Origin of the sequence: Cobetia marina (assembly GCF_001720485.1) — a bacterium.
Classification (GTDB): domain Bacteria; phylum Pseudomonadota; class Gammaproteobacteria; order Pseudomonadales; family Halomonadaceae; genus Cobetia; species Cobetia marina.
On record NZ_CP017114.1, the window covers coordinates 1,286,855 to 1,305,906 of the forward strand.

The 19,052-nt window shown below is 62.5% G+C and carries 17 protein-coding genes and 1 tRNA gene; 15 read left to right on the plus strand and 3 right to left on the minus strand.

Going from position 1 to position 19,052, the window contains the following annotated elements:
- The first annotated feature begins 2 nt into the window (after positions 1-2).
- The 9 genes from BFX80_RS05505 to BFX80_RS05545 all read left to right on the plus strand — a co-directional run bounded on the left by BFX80_RS05505 (position 3) and on the right by BFX80_RS05545 (position 7,939).
- Positions 3-677, plus strand: coding sequence for an ABC transporter permease (locus tag BFX80_RS05505; RefSeq protein WP_205632739.1), 675 nt, complete (start codon positions 3-5; stop codon positions 675-677).
- Positions 678-853: 176 nt separating this feature from the next.
- Complete coding sequence (locus tag BFX80_RS05510) at positions 854-1,546, plus strand: ABC transporter ATP-binding protein (RefSeq protein ID WP_167592977.1); 693 nt, start codon at positions 854-856, stop codon at positions 1,544-1,546.
- 95 nt (positions 1,547-1,641) lie between these two features.
- Positions 1,642-2,391 carry a molybdenum cofactor guanylyltransferase MobA gene (mobA, locus tag BFX80_RS05515; protein WP_084208153.1) on the plus strand — a complete coding sequence of 250 codons (750 nt, stop codon included), beginning with the start codon at positions 1,642-1,644 and terminating at the stop codon, positions 2,389-2,391.
- Between the two features lie 458 nt (positions 2,392-2,849).
- Positions 2,850-3,473 carry a molybdopterin-guanine dinucleotide biosynthesis protein B gene (mobB, locus tag BFX80_RS05520; RefSeq protein ID WP_084209643.1) on the plus strand — a complete coding sequence of 208 codons (624 nt, stop codon included), beginning with the start codon at positions 2,850-2,852 and terminating at the stop codon, positions 3,471-3,473.
- A 35-nt stretch (positions 3,474-3,508) separates the two neighbouring features.
- Positions 3,509-4,879 (plus strand): molybdopterin molybdotransferase MoeA, encoded by a 1,371-nt coding sequence (gene moeA, locus BFX80_RS05525; RefSeq protein ID WP_240499679.1) that lies wholly within the window; start codon positions 3,509-3,511, stop codon positions 4,877-4,879.
- A 167-nt stretch (positions 4,880-5,046) separates the two neighbouring features.
- Positions 5,047-5,862: a cyclic pyranopterin monophosphate synthase MoaC gene (moaC, locus tag BFX80_RS05530; RefSeq protein ID WP_077374543.1), complete on the plus strand. Its 816-nt coding sequence runs from the start codon at positions 5,047-5,049 to the stop codon at positions 5,860-5,862.
- A 1-nt stretch (position 5,863) separates the two neighbouring features.
- Positions 5,864-6,427 (plus strand): molybdenum cofactor biosynthesis protein MoaE, encoded by a 564-nt coding sequence (locus tag BFX80_RS05535; protein ID WP_077374541.1) that lies wholly within the window; start codon positions 5,864-5,866, stop codon positions 6,425-6,427.
- A complete protein-coding gene (moaA, locus tag BFX80_RS05540; protein ID WP_176493384.1) occupies positions 6,427-7,413 on the plus strand; it encodes a GTP 3',8-cyclase MoaA in 987 nt (328 codons plus the stop codon). The genes BFX80_RS05535 and moaA overlap by 1 nt, the downstream gene beginning before the upstream one ends.
- Before the next feature lie 238 nt (positions 7,414-7,651).
- Positions 7,652-7,939: an H-NS family histone-like protein gene (locus BFX80_RS05545; protein ID WP_077374537.1), complete on the plus strand. Its 288-nt coding sequence runs from the start codon at positions 7,652-7,654 to the stop codon at positions 7,937-7,939.
- A 214-nt stretch (positions 7,940-8,153) separates the two neighbouring features.
- Here the strand turns inward: BFX80_RS05545 and BFX80_RS05550 are convergent, their stop codons facing one another.
- Positions 8,154-9,734 carry a ribonuclease J gene (locus BFX80_RS05550; RefSeq protein WP_084209644.1) on the minus strand — a complete coding sequence of 527 codons (1,581 nt, stop codon included), beginning with the start codon at positions 9,732-9,734 and terminating at the stop codon, positions 8,154-8,156.
- Between the two features lie 363 nt (positions 9,735-10,097).
- Between BFX80_RS05550 and purU the strand changes: the two genes are divergently transcribed.
- Positions 10,098-10,952 (plus strand): formyltetrahydrofolate deformylase, encoded by an 855-nt coding sequence (purU, locus tag BFX80_RS05555; protein ID WP_077374535.1) that lies wholly within the window; start codon positions 10,098-10,100, stop codon positions 10,950-10,952.
- Between the two features lie 117 nt (positions 10,953-11,069).
- On the opposite strand, the gene BFX80_RS05560 is transcribed toward purU, so the two are convergent.
- Entirely contained in the window at positions 11,070-12,038 is a 969-nt protein-coding gene (locus tag BFX80_RS05560; protein WP_084208156.1) for a LysR family transcriptional regulator, read from the minus strand.
- A gap of 181 nt (positions 12,039-12,219) precedes the next feature.
- Between BFX80_RS05560 and trpB the strand changes: the two genes are divergently transcribed.
- The 5 genes from trpB to BFX80_RS05585 all read left to right on the plus strand — a co-directional run bounded on the left by trpB (position 12,220) and on the right by BFX80_RS05585 (position 18,845).
- Complete coding sequence (trpB, locus tag BFX80_RS05565) at positions 12,220-13,455, plus strand: tryptophan synthase subunit beta (protein ID WP_084208157.1); 1,236 nt, start codon at positions 12,220-12,222, stop codon at positions 13,453-13,455.
- A 125-nt stretch (positions 13,456-13,580) separates the two neighbouring features.
- Positions 13,581-14,420 carry a tryptophan synthase subunit alpha gene (trpA, locus tag BFX80_RS05570; protein WP_084208158.1) on the plus strand — a complete coding sequence of 280 codons (840 nt, stop codon included), beginning with the start codon at positions 13,581-13,583 and terminating at the stop codon, positions 14,418-14,420.
- A 470-nt stretch (positions 14,421-14,890) separates the two neighbouring features.
- Entirely contained in the window at positions 14,891-17,266 is a 2,376-nt protein-coding gene (locus BFX80_RS05575) for an EAL domain-containing protein (protein WP_167592978.1), read from the plus strand.
- Positions 17,267-17,362: 96 nt separating this feature from the next.
- Positions 17,363-17,439 (plus strand) — tRNA-Arg (locus BFX80_RS05580).
- A 161-nt stretch (positions 17,440-17,600) separates the two neighbouring features.
- Complete coding sequence (locus tag BFX80_RS05585) at positions 17,601-18,845, plus strand: tyrosine-type recombinase/integrase (RefSeq protein WP_084209645.1); 1,245 nt, start codon at positions 17,601-17,603, stop codon at positions 18,843-18,845.
- On the opposite strand, the gene BFX80_RS05590 is transcribed toward BFX80_RS05585, so the two are convergent.
- Positions 18,814-19,047 (minus strand): helix-turn-helix transcriptional regulator, encoded by a 234-nt coding sequence (locus BFX80_RS05590; protein WP_167592979.1) that lies wholly within the window; start codon positions 19,045-19,047, stop codon positions 18,814-18,816. The genes BFX80_RS05585 and BFX80_RS05590 overlap by 32 nt on opposite strands.
- Positions 19,048-19,052 lie beyond the last annotated feature (5 nt).

Below are 19,052 nucleotides of genomic sequence, written 5' to 3' on the forward strand. Positions count from 1 at the left end.
CCATGGGCCTCCTGCTGAGCATGGACGCCGCACTCTGGGAAATCATCGGCGTCTCTTTCCGGGTCTCGCTGATGGCCATGCTGGTGGCTGTACCGCCGGCTCTGCTGATCGCCTTCGTGCTGGTGCGTTGCGCCTTCCCGGGGCGCTGGCTGTTGATCTCGCTGGTGAATACCCTGATGGCCGTGCCCACCGTGGTGGTGGGGCTGCTGCTGTTCATTCTGCTGTCACGGGCAGGCCCTCTGGGGGATTGGCATCTGCTGTTCACCCAGCCAGCGATGATTCTGGGCCAGATTCTGCTGGCGCTGCCGATATTGGTGGTGATGCTGCATGCAGCACTGGCTGGCGTGGACAGGCGTGCCTGGGAAACCGCATTGCAACTGGGGGCATCCCGGCCTGCGGCGTTGTGGCGGTTGGTGATGGAGGCGCGCTTCGGGGTGATGGCCGCGTTGGTGGCGGCGTTTGGTAGAATCATCGCGGAAGTGGGTTGCGCTATGATGGTGGGTGGTAACATTGCCGGCTTTACCCGCAACATCACGACCGCGATCGCCCTGGAGACCCTCAAGGGAGAATACGCTCAGGGGGTCGCCCTGGGCATGGTGCTGCTGGTATTGGCCCTGGTGCTCAATCTGCTGCTGGGGCTGCTGCGTGGCCGTGGTCAGCTGGCCGTACAGGTCTGAGTGGCGTGCCGTGGATCACCGCATCGCGCAAGTCTGAATTGTCGTCTGGAGTTTCGATGTCCCCCCTCAACTCTTCGCCCTCATCCTCCTCGCCGGGCGAATCTCCCCATGAGGCCGTGCTGACCTCGTCGTCAGACGCTGTGCCAGACGCTATGCCAGAACCCGTGGCAGAGTCTGTGCCAGAGCCCCGAGCCGTCGCCGAGGAAAGCCTGCTGTGGGTGCGTGACCTGCAGTATCGTCTGCCTGACGCTCCCACGAGCCCTGGCCGCTTGCTGTGGCAGGTACCCTCTCTGCAGTGGACGCCAGACCCGAGGCGCGGCTGGGTGCACCTGAGCGGAGACAATGGCAGTGGCAAGACCACCTTGCTCAGGGTGCTGGCCGGCATGCAGCCTGCCAGTGGTGGAGAGCTTCGCTGGCAGAAGGGGGCCGCCGGCCAGATACGCTATCTGCACCAGCAGCCCTATCTCTTTGATACCAGCGTGGCCGGCAACCTGGTGCTGGCGGCGCGCTGGCAGCCGCAACGGCGCTCTGCCGGCGAGCAGCGCGATCAGGTCGAGGCCATGCTGGAGTGGAGCGGTCTGAGCGAGCATGCCCGTCAGCCGGCACGCTCGCTGTCCGGTGGCGAGCGTGCACGTCTGGCACTGGCGCGCGCTTGGCTGTCGCGTCCTCCCGTCCTGCTGCTGGATGAGCCAGCGGCCAATCTCGACCAGGCCGCCGTGGAGCAGCTGGCCATCCGTCTCGAGCAGATGTCCCAGGCGGGTTGCGCGGTGATTCTGTCCTCGCATCAGGACAACGCGCTGAGTCATGGCTGTACGGCACGCTGGACGTTGGCGGAAGCTAGCCTGCACACTGAGCGCATGCCTGGTTGAGCCCGACACGGGAAAGGTATCGTCGGTTCCCGTGTCTTGCGTGATCAGAGGAATTTTCTCGCGCGTCCGCCGCGCCTGCATCGAGACCCTCTCGCATGTCCAGACCCCACTCTGATGCCAACTCCGGCCCCTCTCGTGATGGCCAAACCAATCCCGGCGTGACACCTCTGCCGGCCAGTGGTGAACAGCTGGCGGCCTCGCTGACGCCGGCCAACATCACCGGTGTTATCCTGGCGGGCGGCCAGGCCCGGCGCATGGGCGGTGTCGACAAGGGACTGGTCATGCTCAATGAGGTGCCCTTGATCGCGCATGTGCTGGCACGCCTCACGCCCCAGGTCGGTGAGCTGCTGATCAATGCCAATCGCTCGCATCAGGAATATGCCGCCTATGGTCATCCGCTGGTGGAAGACCGTGAGGCGGGCTATTACGGCCCTCTGATGGGCATGGCCAGTGCGCTGGCCGCCGCGCATACCGAGTGGGTGATGGTGGTGGCCTGCGACGTGCCGCACCTGCCCAATGACCTCGTGGATACCCTGAGCGTGGCGCTGATAGATCACGCCAACGGTGACAGGCTTGCCGGCTACCGTGTGCAGGGAGATGACGCCTCGGCTGAGCCGGCGCTGCTGGCGGTGGCCGCCGATGACGAGCGCTATCACCCCGTCATCTGCCTCCTGCACCGTGGCCTTTTGCCATCACTGGAAGCCGCTCTGGCGGCAGGTGAGCGCAAGATCGACCGCTGGTTCGCGCAACATGTCTGGCTGACGGTGCAAGCGGGCAAGGCCGAAGACTTCGCCAATCTCAATACGCTGGATGAGTGCAGAGCGATGGAATCCGGCCCCCGCTGAGACTGCCCGCATCGATTGCCATTGCGGCGCGGCCGCTGCCGAGCCTGAGCCGCAGGGCATTCAAGGCGTGTCATCCGACCCCACTCCGCTGGCCAGGCGAGTCATAATGATCCACGGTCAGTGCTCACCTGCCGTACATGTTGGAATTCAGCGGCGTATTGTCCTGCCGCGGCAGGCATGCCTGGCCTTGGACTTGCAGATTTACAGGCAAGCCTGTTGTGGCAGGCCACCCTTTTTTCATCATGTCGCCAACGCTCCTCATGAGCGGCGCTGAGAGAAAAGGGCCCGACATGTGGGTCGATGCCATCAGCATCATCGAATCGTATCGGCCATCACGTCGTGAGCACGCCGGAAACCTCAAGAGAATCGTCATGCCCGAGTTGCCCACTGATGCCATGGGGCGCGAAGCGTCCACTGTCTCTCATTCTTGCTCTTCCGCTGATACCGGCGGCGGGACGATGTCACCCGGTTGGGCGGCGAGACTTGCCGCCTCGGCCTGTCCGCTGCTGGGCATCGCCGCCTGGAGCGGCACGGGCAAGACCACCTTGCTGGAACAGTTGCTGCCGGCCTTGCGTGAGCGTGGTCTGCGAGTCGCCGTCATCAAGCACGCTCATCATGCCTTTGATGTGGATACGCCGGGCAAGGACAGTCATCGCCTGCGCTCGGCGGGGGCAACTCCCATGTTGGTTGCCTCTGCCCAGCGCTTTGCGCTGATGATGGAGACGCCCGATCAACAGGAGGCGGATCTGGAGCAGCTTGTCGCGCAGCTCGATGGGCTGGCGGTGGATCTGATTCTCGTCGAGGGGTTCAAGCAGTGGCCATTGCCCAAGCTTGAGCTGCATCGCGCGGCCGTCGGCAAGCCGCTGCGGGCCTTGCATGATCCCTGGATACGGGCACTTGCCGTGCCAGGTTCAATGGATGAGCCAGATGATGAGCTAGATGGCGAATTCCCGGTGGCGCTTCCCGCGTATCTGACGCGGCTGGACCTCGATGATATCGATGCCTTGGCGGCCTGGGTGGCGGCCTGGCCGGTGCAATGGCGATTGAATGGCGGTCAGCCCCGTCAGGAGGTGGCCTCTTGAGTCTGTCGTGCTTTGACCCAAGATTCGGTGAGCGGATGCTGAGTGTCGACGAGGCGCTTGCGGTGCTGGGAGGCAGTCTGGCGAAGCTCGCGGCGACACGGCCCACCCAGCGCGTGCCACTCGCCCAGGCCGTCGGACATGTTCTGGCTGAGCCGGTGATATCGCCATTGGATGTGCCTGCCCAGACAAATGCCGCGATGGACGGTATCGCGCTGGCCCACGCGTCGCTGGCTGCCGGCGCGCTGGATGAGAGGGATCGATGCCAGCTCCGAGTCATCGGCAGCTCGCTGGCAGGGCACCCCTGGACGGGGCGCGCCCTGGCTCCGGGGGAGGCATTGCGCATCACGACCGGTGCGGCCTTGCCGGCGGGGGCTGACAGTGTGGTCATGCAGGAGCAGCTCGACTATTTCACGCCCGATGCCTCGCCTGATTCAATGCTTGATGCCGATAGCCAGGCGGGTGACGCCGAGACTGCCGAGCAGGTCGTGATTGACGGCGTCAGCAGCGTTCGCGCAGGGCAGAATGTGCGTCAGGCAGGTGAGGATATCGCCCGTGGCAGTGACGTGATCTCGGCGGGGCAATGGCTATCGCCGGCGGCCATCGGGGTACTTGCATCGCTGGGACTGGCCGAACTCACCGTTCATCGTCCGCTGCGTGTGGCGATCTTCTCGACCGGTGATGAAGTGACGGCTCCGGGAGAGCCCTTGCCGGCCGGCGGCATCTATGATGCCAACCGTTTCAGCCTCACGGCTGCCTTGCATGCCGAGGGAGTCGAGGTGCTGGATCTCGGCATTCTGCGTGACCAGCGCGAGGCGTTGAGCATTGCCCTGCGAGATGCCGCGGCGCGGGCGGATCTGGTGATCACTTCCGGCGGCGTGTCGGTCGGCGAGGCAGATCATGTGCGCAGCGCGCTGGAGGCCTGTGGCCAGCTGGCGCTGTGGCGGATTGCCATGCGTCCCGGGCGCCCTCTGGCCTTTGGCGCATTGGCGGCAGAGGAAGGCCGGCAGGTGCCGTTCTTCGGTCTGCCCGGCAATCCGGTCGCCACCATGGTGACCTATCTGCAGTTCGTGCTGCCGGCGTTGCGCATGCTGGGGGGGCTGGGTCCGCTGAGCCCGGCACCGGCAGACCACTCGGAGACCCTGGCATGCTGGCAGTCACCGCGTCTGCAGATGGTGGCAGGCGAGACGCTGCGCTCACGGCCTGAACGAGTCGATTATCATCGCGGCCGGGTGACGCTCGATGACCAGGGGCGTCAGGTCGTGACTACTACTGGCCGCCAGGGATCGGGGATTCTGACTTCGATGCTGGCCGCGCAGTGTCTGATCGAGATCCCGGCAGGCTGCGCCTCCCTCCAGGCCGGCGACCCGGTCATGGTGCAATGGCTGGGGACGCGTGGCCTGTCCTGATGGCCTGCCAGGCCGAGCGATCGAACGCGGAGTTCGGCGGGTCGTCCGACATCCTCGGGCCGCCGACAGACCACGAAACAGGATCTACCGGGCTGTCGTGACGACCGCCCATGCTTACAGAGGTAACCGCCACCCCCGGCGGACCTGATACGGATACGAGACAGCTAATGAGCCTTACCCATCTCAACGCCCGCGGCGAAGCCCATATGGTCGATGTCGCGGACAAGCAGGAAACCCGGCGCGAGGCCCGTGCCAGTGCGCGGGTCAGCATGCTGCCTGCCACGCTGGCCTTGTTGGCGGAGGGCGGCCTGCCCAAGGGAGATGTGCTGGCCACGGCGCGTATCGCCGGCATCCAGGCAGCCAAGCGCACCCATGAGCTGATCCCGCTCTGCCATGCCTTGATGCTCTCCAAGGTCACGGTCGATTTCACGCTGGATGAAGTGAACAGCTGTGTCGAGATACAGGTGTTCTGTCGCCTCAACGGCCGCACAGGTGTCGAGATGGAAGCGCTGACGGCTGCCTCCGTGGCAGCACTGACCCTGTATGACATGTGCAAGGCGGTGGATAAGGGCATCGTGATCGGCGACATCCAGCTGGAAACCAAGACAGGTGGCAAGAGCGGTGACTGGCAGCGTGAGGCCATGCAGGAGGAGGCGCCAGCCCCGACGGGAGTGCCGGCCGCCCTGGCAGTCGCATCCGAGGACGTGTCGCCTGTCACGGCGGTGAACGGCAATCTGCGCATCCTGTTTCTGGCCGAGCTGCGTGAGCGTCTCGACCTTGAGTCACTCTCGCTCAACCCTGCCACCCTGGCCGATGCCACGGTCGGTGGGCTCAAGCGCACCCTGGCACTGCGTGATCCGCAGCTGGAAGCGCTCAATGACTCGCGCGTGCTGTGCGCCGTGAACCAGGACATGGTGCGTGATGATCATCCTCTGAAGGCCGGTGATGAAGTCGCTTTCTTCCCGCCCGTCACGGGAGGCTGAGATGACGACACCCCTTGCGACTGCCGATCGGGCCTTTTCGGTCAGCATCCAGTCAGCGGATTTCGATATTCGCGCCGAGCAGGCGGCCCTGACCCATGCTCGGGGGGATATCGGTGCGGTGGTGACCTTTACCGGGCTGGTGCGTGATTTCAATGAACGCCCCGATGTCCAGGCACTGACACTGGAGCATTATCCCGGCATGACGGAGCGCAGCTTGCAGGCGTTGCTGGTGGAAGCGCAGGAACGTTTCGCGCTGACAGGGGCGCGTATCATCCATCGCATCGGGCGCCTGGCGCCCATGGACAATATCGTGCTGGTGCTGGTGGCAAGCGCGCATCGTCAGGCCGCCTTTGCCGGTTGTGACTTTCTGATGGACAACCTCAAGTCGCGTGCGCCTTTCTGGAAAAAGGAGCATACCGCCTCTGGCGATTACTGGGTGCAGGAGCGCTCCAGTGATCGCGATGCTCTGGAGCGCTGGCACTCTTCGGCAGAAGGCGCTCGGACACACTCTGCCAAGCAGGATTCCCTGACTCCTGTGACACCTCAGACCCTGGGAGATGGTTGATGGAAACCCTGGTCGATGATTTCGGGCGTCGCATTCGCTATGTGCGTCTCTCCGTGACGGATCGCTGTGACTTTCGCTGTGTCTATTGCATGAGCGAGGAGATGACATTTCTACCGCGGGACGAGGTATTGAGTCTCGAGGAAATCGCCCTGCTGGCACGCGCCTTCGTGGAGCTTGGGGTCGAAAAGATTCGCCTGACCGGTGGTGAGCCATTGGTCAGACGCGATATCGGTACTCTGGTGGAAGATATCGGCGCGCTTGACGGGCTGAAGGATTTCTCCATGACCACCAATGGGGCGGGCCTGGTCAAGCATGCCGCTCGTCTCAAGGCCGCCGGCATGCAGCGCCTCAACATCAGTCTTGATTCTCTGGATTCTGAGCGCTTCAAGGCCCTGACGCGTACGGGGGATCTCGACAAGGTGATCGCCGGTATCCGGGCCGCGCGGGCAGAAGGCTTTCGCATCAAGCTCAATGCTGTCGTGCTCAAGGGGCGCAATGATCATGAGGTCGTTTCTCTGGTCGACTTCGCGCGCCAGGAAGGGTTGGATATCAGCTTCATCGAGGAAATGCCGCTTGGGCAGGTGTCCGATCACGGGCGTGAGGAGACGTTCTGTTCCAGCGATGAAGTGCAGGCGCGGATAGAGGAGCATCACGCGCTCATACCGACGCTGGAAGACAGTCTGGGACCGGCCCGGTATTTCCGCATGGCAGACAGTGAAACGCGCGTAGGCTTCATCTCGCCGCACAGTCACAACTTCTGCTCGACCTGCAATCGTGTTCGAGTGACGGTAGAAGGGCGTCTACTGCTATGTCTGGGCAATGAGCACTCGCTGGATCTGCGTGCCATCATGCGCCGTGACCCCGGCAATATCGAACCTCTCAAGGCGGCCATCATCGAGGCGATGCATCTCAAGCCGGAGCGTCACCACTTCACGACCGATGGTGATGTCCAGATCGTCCGCTTCATGAACATGACCGGTGGCTGACGAAATCGCCATCTGAATCTCTTGGCTGGCTTGGGATATCCACTCGACAACACGATAAACCTTCACAAGAACCCTGCCTTCGAGCAGGGTTCTTGTTGGGCGGTGCTGTGGCAACACTGCCTTGCTTTTGACAAGGCTTGTCAGCTTTCAATTAAGGCTTATACTTTGCTGCAACATCCAATCAACTATCGTGTCCCTCATTGGATTCCAGTTTCGCCCGCATGGTGGAGGTAGCAAGATGACCGCAGAATCCCTGGAAAAGATCGCTCGCAACAAGAATGTCGCACGTGCAGCGGCACGCCAGTTGTCCATGGAACAACTGCACAAGCTTTCTGAAGTCATCAATGAAGTCATTGAGCAGAAAGCCGAGGAAGATGAACAGCGTCGCGAAGAAGAAATCGCCAAGGAGCGCAAGCTTGCCGAGATTCGTGATGCGATGATCGAAGCGGGTCTTTCCGTCGATGACCTGGTCAGTGACCAGCCGAAGCGTCGCGGTCGTCCGCCGAAGAACAAGTCAGCACAGTAAGCGTTGCCCGGCACGGGGCCCCAGTGGATGAGGTGGATCACACTGGCGGTCATGACGGTAGAGTGGGACGTCTCTGCTGATGGATGTTCCAGCGTGCATTCAGGCATGAAAAAGCCCGATCGGTATTTTTCCGATCGGGCTTTTTCATGCTTCAAGGCAGGTGAAAGGCCGGGGGAATGGCAGTAGCCTGACAGGCTTGCCTGTCATGGCGTCTTCAGCTGTCACCCATGGTCATCACATGCAGAAAGAGCACCGGCTCGTGACGCAGATGATTGCGTAGCCAGCGATTGATTCTGCTGTTCAATTGCTGTTTCACGGTGTCGATGTCGGTGGTCTCGAGTCCGGCCAGGGTGTCATCGAGCCACTCGGCGAAGCTGTCTTCATCCAGTCTGGCTGTACCACTGACGTCCAGCATCAGGCGGCCGATACGCACCCAACCGGCTTCCTGCAGCGTCAGGGGCAAGGCGAGCGATACGCTGCCATGGCGTCCGAGACGCGCTCGTGCACGACGGTCCATCGAGTCAAGTGGCCGCACCTTGTCGTGCTCGATGATCCGCTCCTGCAACGTCAGACGCTTTTCCACGGACAGCCCCTGAGCATCGAGACGAATCACGTCACCATTGACGGGAATCAGCGGTGCCTCGATGCCCAGGGACTGTGCTACCTGGGTGTGCGCCAGCTGGTGACGGTATTCGCCGTGCACCGGCAGCAACCGCGTGGGTTTCAGCCAGCCGTAGAAGGTGCGCAGCTCCTCTTGGGCGGGATGGCCTGAAGCATGCAGATCCGGGAACTGCTTCTCTTCCATGATGCCGACGCCCAGGCGAGTCAGGGCATTGTGCAGCTTGCCGATCGCCAGTTCATTGCCGGGAATGGCCTTGGAGGAGAAGATGACCGTGTCGCCCGCCGCCAGCTCGAAATCAGGGTGGCGCGAGTTGGCCAGGCGTGAGAGTGCCGCGCGTGGCTCGCCCTGGCTGCCGGTCGCGATCACCATCACCTCTTCCGGCGGCAGATAGCCCAAGTCCTTTACCGGCACCAGCGGCGGGAAATCTTCCAGATAGCCCAGTCCGCGTGCCACCCGCACCATGCGTTCCATCGAGCGGCCCAGCAGCGTGACCCGACGGCCATTGCGAGCCGCCGCACGACCCAGTGCCAGGATGCGCGCCAGGTTGCTCGCGAAGCAGGTCACCACGACCCGCCCACGGCAGCCGGCCAGCGTCTTCTCCAGTGCACGCGCCACCTCGCCTTCACTGCGTGAGTGGCCGGGCAGAGGGGCATTGGTGGAGTCGCCGACCACGAGATCGACCGGCGCCAGCGCCTGATAGCGCTCCGGGTCAGTGGGCTCACCGATCAGCGGCTCCGGGTCCAGCTTCCAGTCACCGGTGTGCATCACGCGATATTCCGGTGTGACGATCAGCAGCGAGCAGCTCTCGGGAATTGAGTGGGTCAACGGCAGCAGGCGCAAGGCGAAGGGCCCGGACTCGAAGCCTTCATCGACCTCGATGATCTGCAGGCTGGACGTCTCGAGTTCGCGTTCCGCGAACTTGGCCCGCAGCAGGCCCGCGGCCAGTGGTGTGGCGATGATCGGACAGCGCCATTTCGGCCACAGCCAGGCAACGGCACCGATATGGTCTTCGTGACCATGGGTAATCACCAGCATCTCCGGGCAGATGCCCAGGCTTGCCAGCGATTCGGTGTCGGGTACCTGCAAGGGGCCTTCAGGAAGATCCTGGCGAATCATCATGCCGCAATCCACGGCGATCCAGTGATCCTGGTAACCATATAGCGTCAGATTCATGCCGATCTCGCCACAGCCGCCCAGCGGCAGAAGATGCAGCGGTGGACGTTGTCTCTGACGGACTTGAACGCGGGGTTTCAACATGGATGTCATGCCATCAGTAAAATGTCACTCAACTATACGGGAATCCCGCAAAGCGCCACAAATGACGGCACTTCTCGTCGGCCACCCCGAGGGGCGAAACCGAGGTCGAATTGACAATTCATTCACTCTCGTTGAAGGGCGCTGCTTCGTCGCGTGTGATCGGCTACAATGGCGCACCTTTTGCCGGGAGCCATGGCGTCGATGGCCGGACTCCCGAGCGTGTCGGTAATCGTTACCGGCTGAATATCATTCCCCGCTTTCACAATGGTTGAACATACGATGTCACACGCCTATCGCCTGGTGGTGTCCTGCCCTGATCAGGTGGGAATTGTTGCCCGAGTCTCTACCTTCATCGCCGAGCAAGGCGGTTGGATCACCGAAGCCAATCAGCATTCCGATCTGGGTGCGGGTCGATTCTTCATGCGCTATGAGATCAACCCCGAGTCCATCGGCCTCAGCGCCGCTGAACTCAGCAAGCGCTTCGCGCCGATCGGGGAAGAGTTCGGAATGGAGTGGCGGGTGCATGACACGGCCGCTCGCAAGCGTGTCGTGCTGATGGTGTCCAAGGATTCCCATTGCCTGGTGGACCTGTTGCACCGCTGGCAGTCGGGGGATCTGGAATGCGATATCCCTTGTGTCATCTCCAATCACGAAGACATGCGCTCACTGGTCGAATGGCACGGCATTCCGTTCCACCATGTGCCGGTGGACAAGAATGACAAGGCGCCGGCATTTGCCGAGGTCGAACGACTGGTGGAAGAGGCCGAGGCCGACAGCATCGTGCTGGCGCGTTACATGCAGATCATCCCGCCGAGCCTCTGCGAGCGCTATGCCGGCCGCCTGATCAACATCCACCACAGCTTCCTGCCGTCCTTCATCGGTGCCAAGCCGTACCATCAGGCCTTCGGCCGCGGCGTGAAGCTGATCGGCGCTACCTGTCACTACGTGACCGAGGAGCTGGATGCCGGCCCGATCATCGAGCAGGACATCCATCGAGTCACCCATTGCCACACCGCGGAAGACCTGGTGCGCATCGGGCGTGACGTGGAGCAGAAGGTACTGTCGCGTGGCCTGCGCTGGCACCTGGAAGACCGCGTGCTGATCCACGGCAACAAGACCATCGTCTTTGCCTGATCCGCGCTCTGGGCTGACTGCCTGAGCCAAGCGGCTGAACCGAGACCGGCACCTGAAAGGGTGCCGGTCTTCTTGTTTCCTGCGCCTGCCCGCAGGGCGGCGTGGCGCAGGTGCCTGTCATGGGTTGCGAGAGGTGACAGGCGGAGTATTCAGCTCCCGTGCCAGCCAGTCGGCGAGGGCTTTTGCATGAGGGTGTCGTGCCCGTGTGCGACCGCTCTCGGGCAGCGTCAGCGTCAGGCAGGCGCGTGTCTCGACAAAGCCCCACGGCGCGATCAGGCGTCTGCTGCGCAGGTCCTCCTCGACCAGATAATCCGGCGTGATGCCCACGCCCAATCCCACCAGCGTCGCTTCCAGCAGATAGTTGAGGTGCTCGAAGCCTTGCGCGTAGTGCAGTTGTTCGCTGGACAGGCCCTGGCGTGAGCACCAGTCCGGCCAGGCCTGCGGGCGCGAGCGGGTGTGCAGCAGCGGCAAGGTCAGCAGAGTCTGTGGTGCGGGAGTCGCGGTGGTCTCGCCCAGCCAGTCAGTGTCCGGACGCAGCACCGGGCCGATGCGCTCCGTGCCGAGAATTCGCGTTTCCTGATGCTCAGCCTGGGTGAAGGGGGGAGTCTGAAAGCGCAGCACGCCATCCACGCCAGAGCGCAGGCCTTCGTTGTCGTCACTGGCAGTCAGATGCAGTTCAAGCTCCGGAAGGGCTGCCTTGAGGGCACCCAGCCGCGGAATGAACCAGCGGGCGAGGAAGGAGCCCGGGCAGCTGAGCACGAAGGGCGCGCGGGCATCACTGCGGGAAAGGTCCGCACAGACCCGTGCCAGGCCGCTCAAGTGATGGCGTGTGGCAGCCGCCAGCTCATGACCCGCCGGCGTCAGCTTCAGCCCGCGGCCAGCACGGTCGAACAGCTGTGTCCCCAGCGTTTCCTCAAGCTGGCGAATCTGACGACTGACGGCGCCGTGGGTCACGTGCAGCGCCTCGGCGGCACGCGACGCGCTCTCGAAGCGAGCCGCCACATCGAAGGCGCGCAAGGCATTCAGCGAGGGCAATGCCTCCAGAGAGGCGGGAGAGGATGAATCGGGCGGAGTCAGGCGGGCCATCGGATGTCTCCTGCTGAGTGTCCTGTGAGATAAACTCACACATCTTGGCGAATATATCGTTTTTCATCCCGCGTGCCGAGCGCTAGGATGGTCAGCATACTGTCGGGTGCACCACGCAGGCCAAGAATGCAGGCGCCGCACCAGCGTGCCCCGCCACTGACATGACTTCGAGGAGATTTGCATGAGCCAGTCGACTGCTACCCTGCGTCAAGGCCCGGATGCCAAGGGCTTCTTTGGTGACTTCGGCGGCCGATTCGTCGCCGAGACGCTGATGCCGCTGATTCTGCACCTGCAGCGCGAGTATGAAGCCGCCAAGCAGGATCCGGCCTTCGCCGAGGAACTGGCCGGTCTCTCCGCGGATTATGTCGGGCGTCAGAGCCCGCTGTATTACGCCGAGCGCCTGACCGAGCATCTCGGAGGTGCCAAGGTCTATCTCAAGCGGGAAGATCTGATGCACACCGGCGCTCACAAGATCAACAATGCGCTGGGCCAGGTGCTGCTGGCACGCCGCATGGGCAAGCAGCGCATCATCGCCGAGACCGGTGCCGGCATGCACGGCGTGGCGACGGCCACCGTGGCGGCGCGTTTCGGTCTGGACTGCGTGATCTACATGGGCTCCACCGACATTCACCGTCAGCAGCCTAACGTTCAGCGCATGCAGTTGCTGGGCGCCAAGGTGATCCCGGTCACCGCCGGTGATGGCACGTTGAAGGATGCCATGAACGAGGCGCTGCGTGACTGGGTCACCAACGTCGACGATACCTTCTACATCATCGGCACTGTCGCGGGCCCACATCCGTATCCGCAGCTGGTGCGTGACTTCCAGTCCATCATCGGTCAGGAAACCCGCGTCCAGCTGCAGGAGAAGGAAGGCCGTCTGCCGGACTCGCTGGTCGCCTGCATCGGCGGGGGGTCCAACGCCATGGGGTTGTTCCATCCGTTCCTGGACGAGCAAAGCGTCGAGATCATCGGGGTCGAGGCTGCCGGTGAAGGTCTGGACACGTCGCGCCACGCTGCCAGTCTCAAGGGTGGCCTGCCGGGCGTGCTGCACGGTAACCGCACCTTCCTGCTGCAGGATGACGAGGGGCAGATCGGTGATGCGCACTCCATCTCCGCAGGGCTCGACTATCCGGGTATCGGCCCGGAACACGCCTGGTTGCACGACATCAAGCGTGCCGAGTATGTCGCCGCGACCGACCAGGAAGCACTGGACGCCTTCAAGATGCTGTGTCGCCTGGAAGGCATCATCCCGGCGCTGGAGTCTTCCCACGCGCTGGCGGAAGTCATCAAGCGTGCACCGGGCCTGCCGAAGGACCATCTGATGGTGGTCAATCTGAGCGGCCGCGGTGACAAGGACATGGCCACCGTCACCCATCATCTGGCGGACGAGCTGGGCCTGAATCCTGACGGCGAGTAACGCCGCGCCTGTCGCGCAATGCCCGGCGATGGAGGGGTCAGACGCTGACCGGGTCCATCCGCCCCATGTCTTCTTCGCCTGCAGGTGAATCGCTGCCTGCAGGTCAGCAAATTCGGAGTCTATTGATGAGCACTTCCGCTACCGACACCACTTCCAGCAGCCGTCTTGACCGCCGTTTCGCTGCCGTACGCAGCGAGAATCGCGCAGCGCTGGTGACCTACATCACCGCGGGTGACCCCGGCTATGATGCCAGCCTCGCGACCTTCCTCGGCATGGCCGAGGCCGGTGCCGATGTCATCGAGCTGGGCATGCCGTTCACCGACCCGATGGCCGATGGTCTGGCGATCCAGCATGCCACCCAGCGTGCCCTGAAGGCCGGCCAGACGATGGACCGTACCCTGGCGATGGTCACGGAATTCCGCAAGCAGGATCAGGACACGCCCATCGTGCTGATGGGTTACTACAACCCGATCTATCGTCGCGGTGTGGCCACCTTCCTCGAGCAGGCAAGCCAGGCCGGTGTCGATGGCCTGATCGTGGTCGACCTGCCGCCGGAGCACGACGATGAGCTGTGTGAGCCGGCCAATGCCGCCGGTATCAGCTTCATTCGCCTCGCGACACCGACGACTGACAGCGCGCGCCTGCCGGGCGTGTTGGCCAATACCTCAGGCTTCCTCTACTACGTCTCCAGCAATGGCGTGACCGGTGGCGCGGCACCGACTGCCGAGAAGGTCGAGGCCGAAGTGGGCCGTATCCGTGAGCACACCGAGATTCCCGTCGCGGTCGGTTTCGGTATCCGTACCGCAGAGCAGGCGGCGCGTATCGGTCGTTTCGCCGACGGAGTCGTGGTCGGCTCGGCCCTGATCGATCTGCAGGCCAATGCCGAGACACCGGAGCAGGGCACCCAAGCGGTACATGCCTTGACCCGTGAACTGGCGGATGCGCTGAAGACGGCGCGCCACTGAGGGTTCGCTCAGGGGTAGCCAGCTCGCCTCTTGCCCTCGGGTAGTGACACAGCCACGCCTCGACCTCTGGTCGGGGCGTGGCTGTTTTCGTTCGTCTGTTTTCGTTCGGTCGTATCTGTCCGGCTGTGTCATCACGTTGTGCTGTCCTTCGAGCATTGCGCGGGAGGGTCTCGCGCGCTCTCGGATCCCACCACGCCAGAGAAGACCATCCTGCCGCGAAGGCTCGACATGGCAGTGCCTGCCTCGCGCTCGAGGCAGAGGATTCGTGAGATTTCGCCTTCATTCAACGCAGATTGAGGGTTACTTATACTCAAGGACAAGTGACACTTGACCAGCAGGATGAGAGGAGAGTCGGTGCCAAGGCGCCCGGCACTTCAGGAAGGAAAGATCGAGTGCGACCGACATGCTGACTGTGCCAGAAGCCATGAACCTTCAGGCAGCATCGGCAGGGAGATTGAAACGACATGTCCATGAATCCATCAGCGTCCTCCGCCGCGGCCACCTCCGCTGCTTCGGTTGACGGCCTGGAAGGCAGCAATTGCTTGCATCAGCTGTTGCAGCATACTTCCAATGGAGTGTGTGGATACGACCTTCAAGGGCGTGTGCAGTGGGTCAATCCGGCCTTCGAGGAGCTGACGGGATACCGGGCAGAAGACCTGGCCGGTCAGGTGCTCAGTGAATTTCTGACGGGTGAGGATTCCGACAGGACGGTGATCGCCAGAATGCATCAGCAGTGCGAGCTGGGTGAGCCCAGTGACGAGGAGCTGCTCCATCATGATGCGAATGGACGACCGCTGCGCCTTCGTCTGCGCTGCATACCGCTCATGGCCGCCGACGGCACCCTGACCGGTTATCTCGGCGTGCATACCGATGTGACCCAGGCGCATCTGGCGCTGGAGCTCAGCCATTCCCAGCTCAGATTGCTTGAGTCCGTCACGGCTGGCCAGCCGCTGGACAAGACCCTGCTGGACCTGTGTCAGGCCATCGAGGCCGTCGCGACTCGCGTGCGTTCCTCGCTGCTGCTTCTGGATGAGGCAGGTACACGAATCATCGGGGGGAAGGCGCCGAGCCTGCCTCCCAGCTTCATGCAGTTCACCTCCGGCCTGCGTATCGGGGAGGGGGTGGGCACCTGTGGTACGGCGATGTGGCGGCGTGAGCAGGTGCTGACCCCCGCCATCGGCGAGGACCCCGCCTGGGAGGGCTTCCGTCATCATCCCCACGCGCTGGGACTGGATGCCTGTCTCTCCATGCCCATCCTCGATGATGCAGGCAATCCGCTGGGAAGTTTCGCCTTCTATGCCACGTCCGGCGATGTCTTCAACGATAGCCACCTCGGCTTGCTGAAGGTCGCCGTCAACGTGGCTCGATTGGCGATCGAACGCCATCGGCGTGATGAGCAGCTCACCTATCAGGCGCTGCATGATGCATTGACGGGCCTGCCCAATCGTCGGCTGTTGCGTCGCAAGCTCGGAGCCTTCGCGGACCTCGCTCTGGAAGAAGCGCGCGTCGGGGCGTTGATGTTCCTGGATCTGGATCATTTCAAGCGCCTGAACGATGTACTGGGGCATGACGCGGGAGATCGTGCCCTGATCCAGATTGCCGCCCGGCTGGAGCAGTTGCTGGAGCCGGGCGATGTGCTCGCGCGCCAGGGCGGGGATGAGTTCATCGTGCTGCTGGCGCCTCGCTTCGGTGGCATGGAGGACGCCAGGGCCCGAGCGATGCACGTCGGCGAGGAATTTCTGGCACGTCTGCGGGTACCGGTCGAGCTGGAAGGGCGTGCGCATCAGTTGTCCGGCTCACTGGGCATCACGCTGTATCCGCGTCCGGATGAGGCGGGCGAGGGGTATCAGACGCTTTCCGGGACGGCAGAAGACGAGGGAGACGATTGGGGTCATCTGCTGCACGAGGCGGACATCGCGCTCTATGAGAGCAAGGGGGCCGGGCGTGCACGCATGTGCTTCTTCTCACCTGACATGCGCAATCGCATCATCGCCGCCACCCAGATGGAGCAATCCCTGCGCAGTGCGCTTTCCCGTCAGCATCTGGAAGTCCATCTCCAACCGCAATTCTCCCTGCAGTCGGATGCCTCGCTTGAGCATCAACTGCCCAGGCTCTGTGGTCTTGAGGCGTTGCTGCGCTGGAATGACCCGTTGCTGGGGAATGTCTCGCCCGCGACCTTCATCCCGATCGCGGAAGAATCAGGGCTGATCGTCGAGCTGGGCCATTGGGTGCTGGGGCAAGCCTGTGCGGTGTTGGAAGACATGGCGACACGCGGACATCAGCTGCCGATCGCGGTGAATGTCAGTCAGGTACAGTTTCGCAGCGCGGAATTCGTGCCGCAGGTCGCAGCCCTGCTCAAGCGCCATGCCTTCGCGCCGGACATGTTGCGCATGGAGATCACCGAGAGCCTGGCGGCGGAAGATGAGGCCGACATGCTGGAGAAGGTCGACCAGCTGGCGGCGCTGGGGCTGACGTTCTCCATCGACGATTTCGGGATCGGCTATTCCAATCTTGCACGCCTGCGCCGCATGCCGCTCAGTGAGCTGAAGATCGACCGCAGCTTCATCAAGGATCTGCGTCTCATCGATGACGACGGGCTGGCAGCGCCTGCACCTGGCGAGACTCCCGGACAGGAAGTCTGCCATGCCAACGAGATCGTGCGTGCGATGCTGGTGATGGCGCGTGCCCTGTCGCTGGAAGTGGTGGCCGAGGGAGTGGAGACCTCCGAGCAGTTCGAGGTGCTGCGTCAGCTGGGCTGTCAGCGTGTCCAGGGCTATCTGTTGGGGCGCCCCCGTCCCATGAAGGACGTGCTCGATGAGATCGAAGCCGGAGTGCTCGGCGCATGAGGCCGATGATGCTCTTGCCTGGCGTGAGGAGGGCGGCACGCGCGGGCCGAACGGGTTTATCTTGCCACTTCAATGGCTTATACTGCGCAGCGCTACGCCCCCTTAGCTCAGCTGGATAGAGCGGCCCCCTCCTAAGGGGCAGGTCGCAGGTTCGACTCCTGCAGGGGGCGCCAAGCCCCTCTTTTTCCCTGCTTTACCCTCCTCTTATATTCTCGTAACTCCTTGTTTTACCTTTATTGCGTCCGTAATACTGTATATTTATACATGTATCCACTCTAGAGGCCCGTGTATGGTGTGGTGTATGGTGAGGTTCCACCATACATGGGCACCATACATGAAGCGTGATGCTATCAAGCGGCGACCGCTTGCAGACACCGTGTTGTCTACCCTCGAGCCAGAAGCGCGTGAGTATCGCGAGTCCTATGGCCTGGACCGTCTCTACTTCGTCGTATCGCCAACTGGCCGCAAGCGCTGGGAGGTTCGCTACAAACACCCGATCACGCAAAAGTGGTCGTTCATGGGAGTAGGGGGTTACCCGGACACCAAGGCCAAGAAAGCGCGAGCTCAAGCTATCCAGATTGCCGAGCTGGTAGCCGACGGCATTGATCCCCGGGAGCACCTTAGAGGGGGCGGTGGTGTCCGGACCTTTGGGGTTGTCGCGGAGCAGTGGTACGAGCACAAGCAGATGCAGGGGAGATCGGCCAAGACGCTGACCAAGATGAGGCATTGGCTCGATAATGATGCGTTGCCTGCACTGGGAGATATGGCAGTTGCTGATGTGTCACGGGCTGACTGCGTGCGCGTTCAGAAAGGCATTGAGGCCCGCAAGGCTTTCAATATTGCCGAGAAGTCCCGGGCTTTTCTGCGCCGGATCTTCGACTTCGCCATTGCTCACGGCTATTGCGAGAACAACCCAGCTTCGAACCTGCTGGACGTTGCGGCGCCGGCACCAGTCTCCAAGCCTCGTCCTCATCTACTGGAAGAAGATCTACCAGACTTTCTCCGTGCGCTGCGTATGACGACTAGCCGCCGGTCTACTCGCTTGGCTGCTTGGATGGTCGTGTGGACGGCATCGCGGCCAGGCATGGTGCGATGGATGGAATGGAGCGAGATCAAGGGCAAGTCGTGGCACATCCCCGCGGAGAAGATGAAGATGCGCCGCGATCATGTCGTGCCACTTTGCCGTCAAGCACTGCAAGCGCTTGAAGAGATGCGTCCTCTTTCTGGACGATCGAGGTATGTATTCACTGGGGAGGGAGCAAAGCTACCTGTCCTGTCGGATGCTGCGATCAATCGCTGCTTCTCGAATGCAGGGTATAAGGAGAGGATGACGGGGCATGGAGCCCGCCACACGGCCAAGACGCTGCTGAGTGAGCATGGGTGGCCGTTACAGTGGACGGAGATGCAGCTTGCGCACAAGCCGATCGGGTTGGAGGGCGTGTACAACCAGGCGTCGTACCTTGAGCAGAGACAGAAGATGATGCAGTGGTATGCCGACTACCTTGAGGCATTGGAAGTCGGCATGACCAAGGCCAAGCGGGACAAGTTCAAGCGTCGTCAGCGGGACGTAACTGCGTAGCCCATTGGCTCATCCATGCTTCAACCTCATGCTCGTACCAATAGTTGGTCGATGCCCGGCCAATGCCATCCTTGATGGGGCGCGGGAAGTTGGAATCTTTCACAAGCAGCTTCTCGAGTGATGAGCGGCTGCGGCCTATCTTCTCGCAGACTTCACGGGTGCGGAGGAAGCGCAGCGGCTGGTGTGTGGTTGTGTCTGTCATGATCA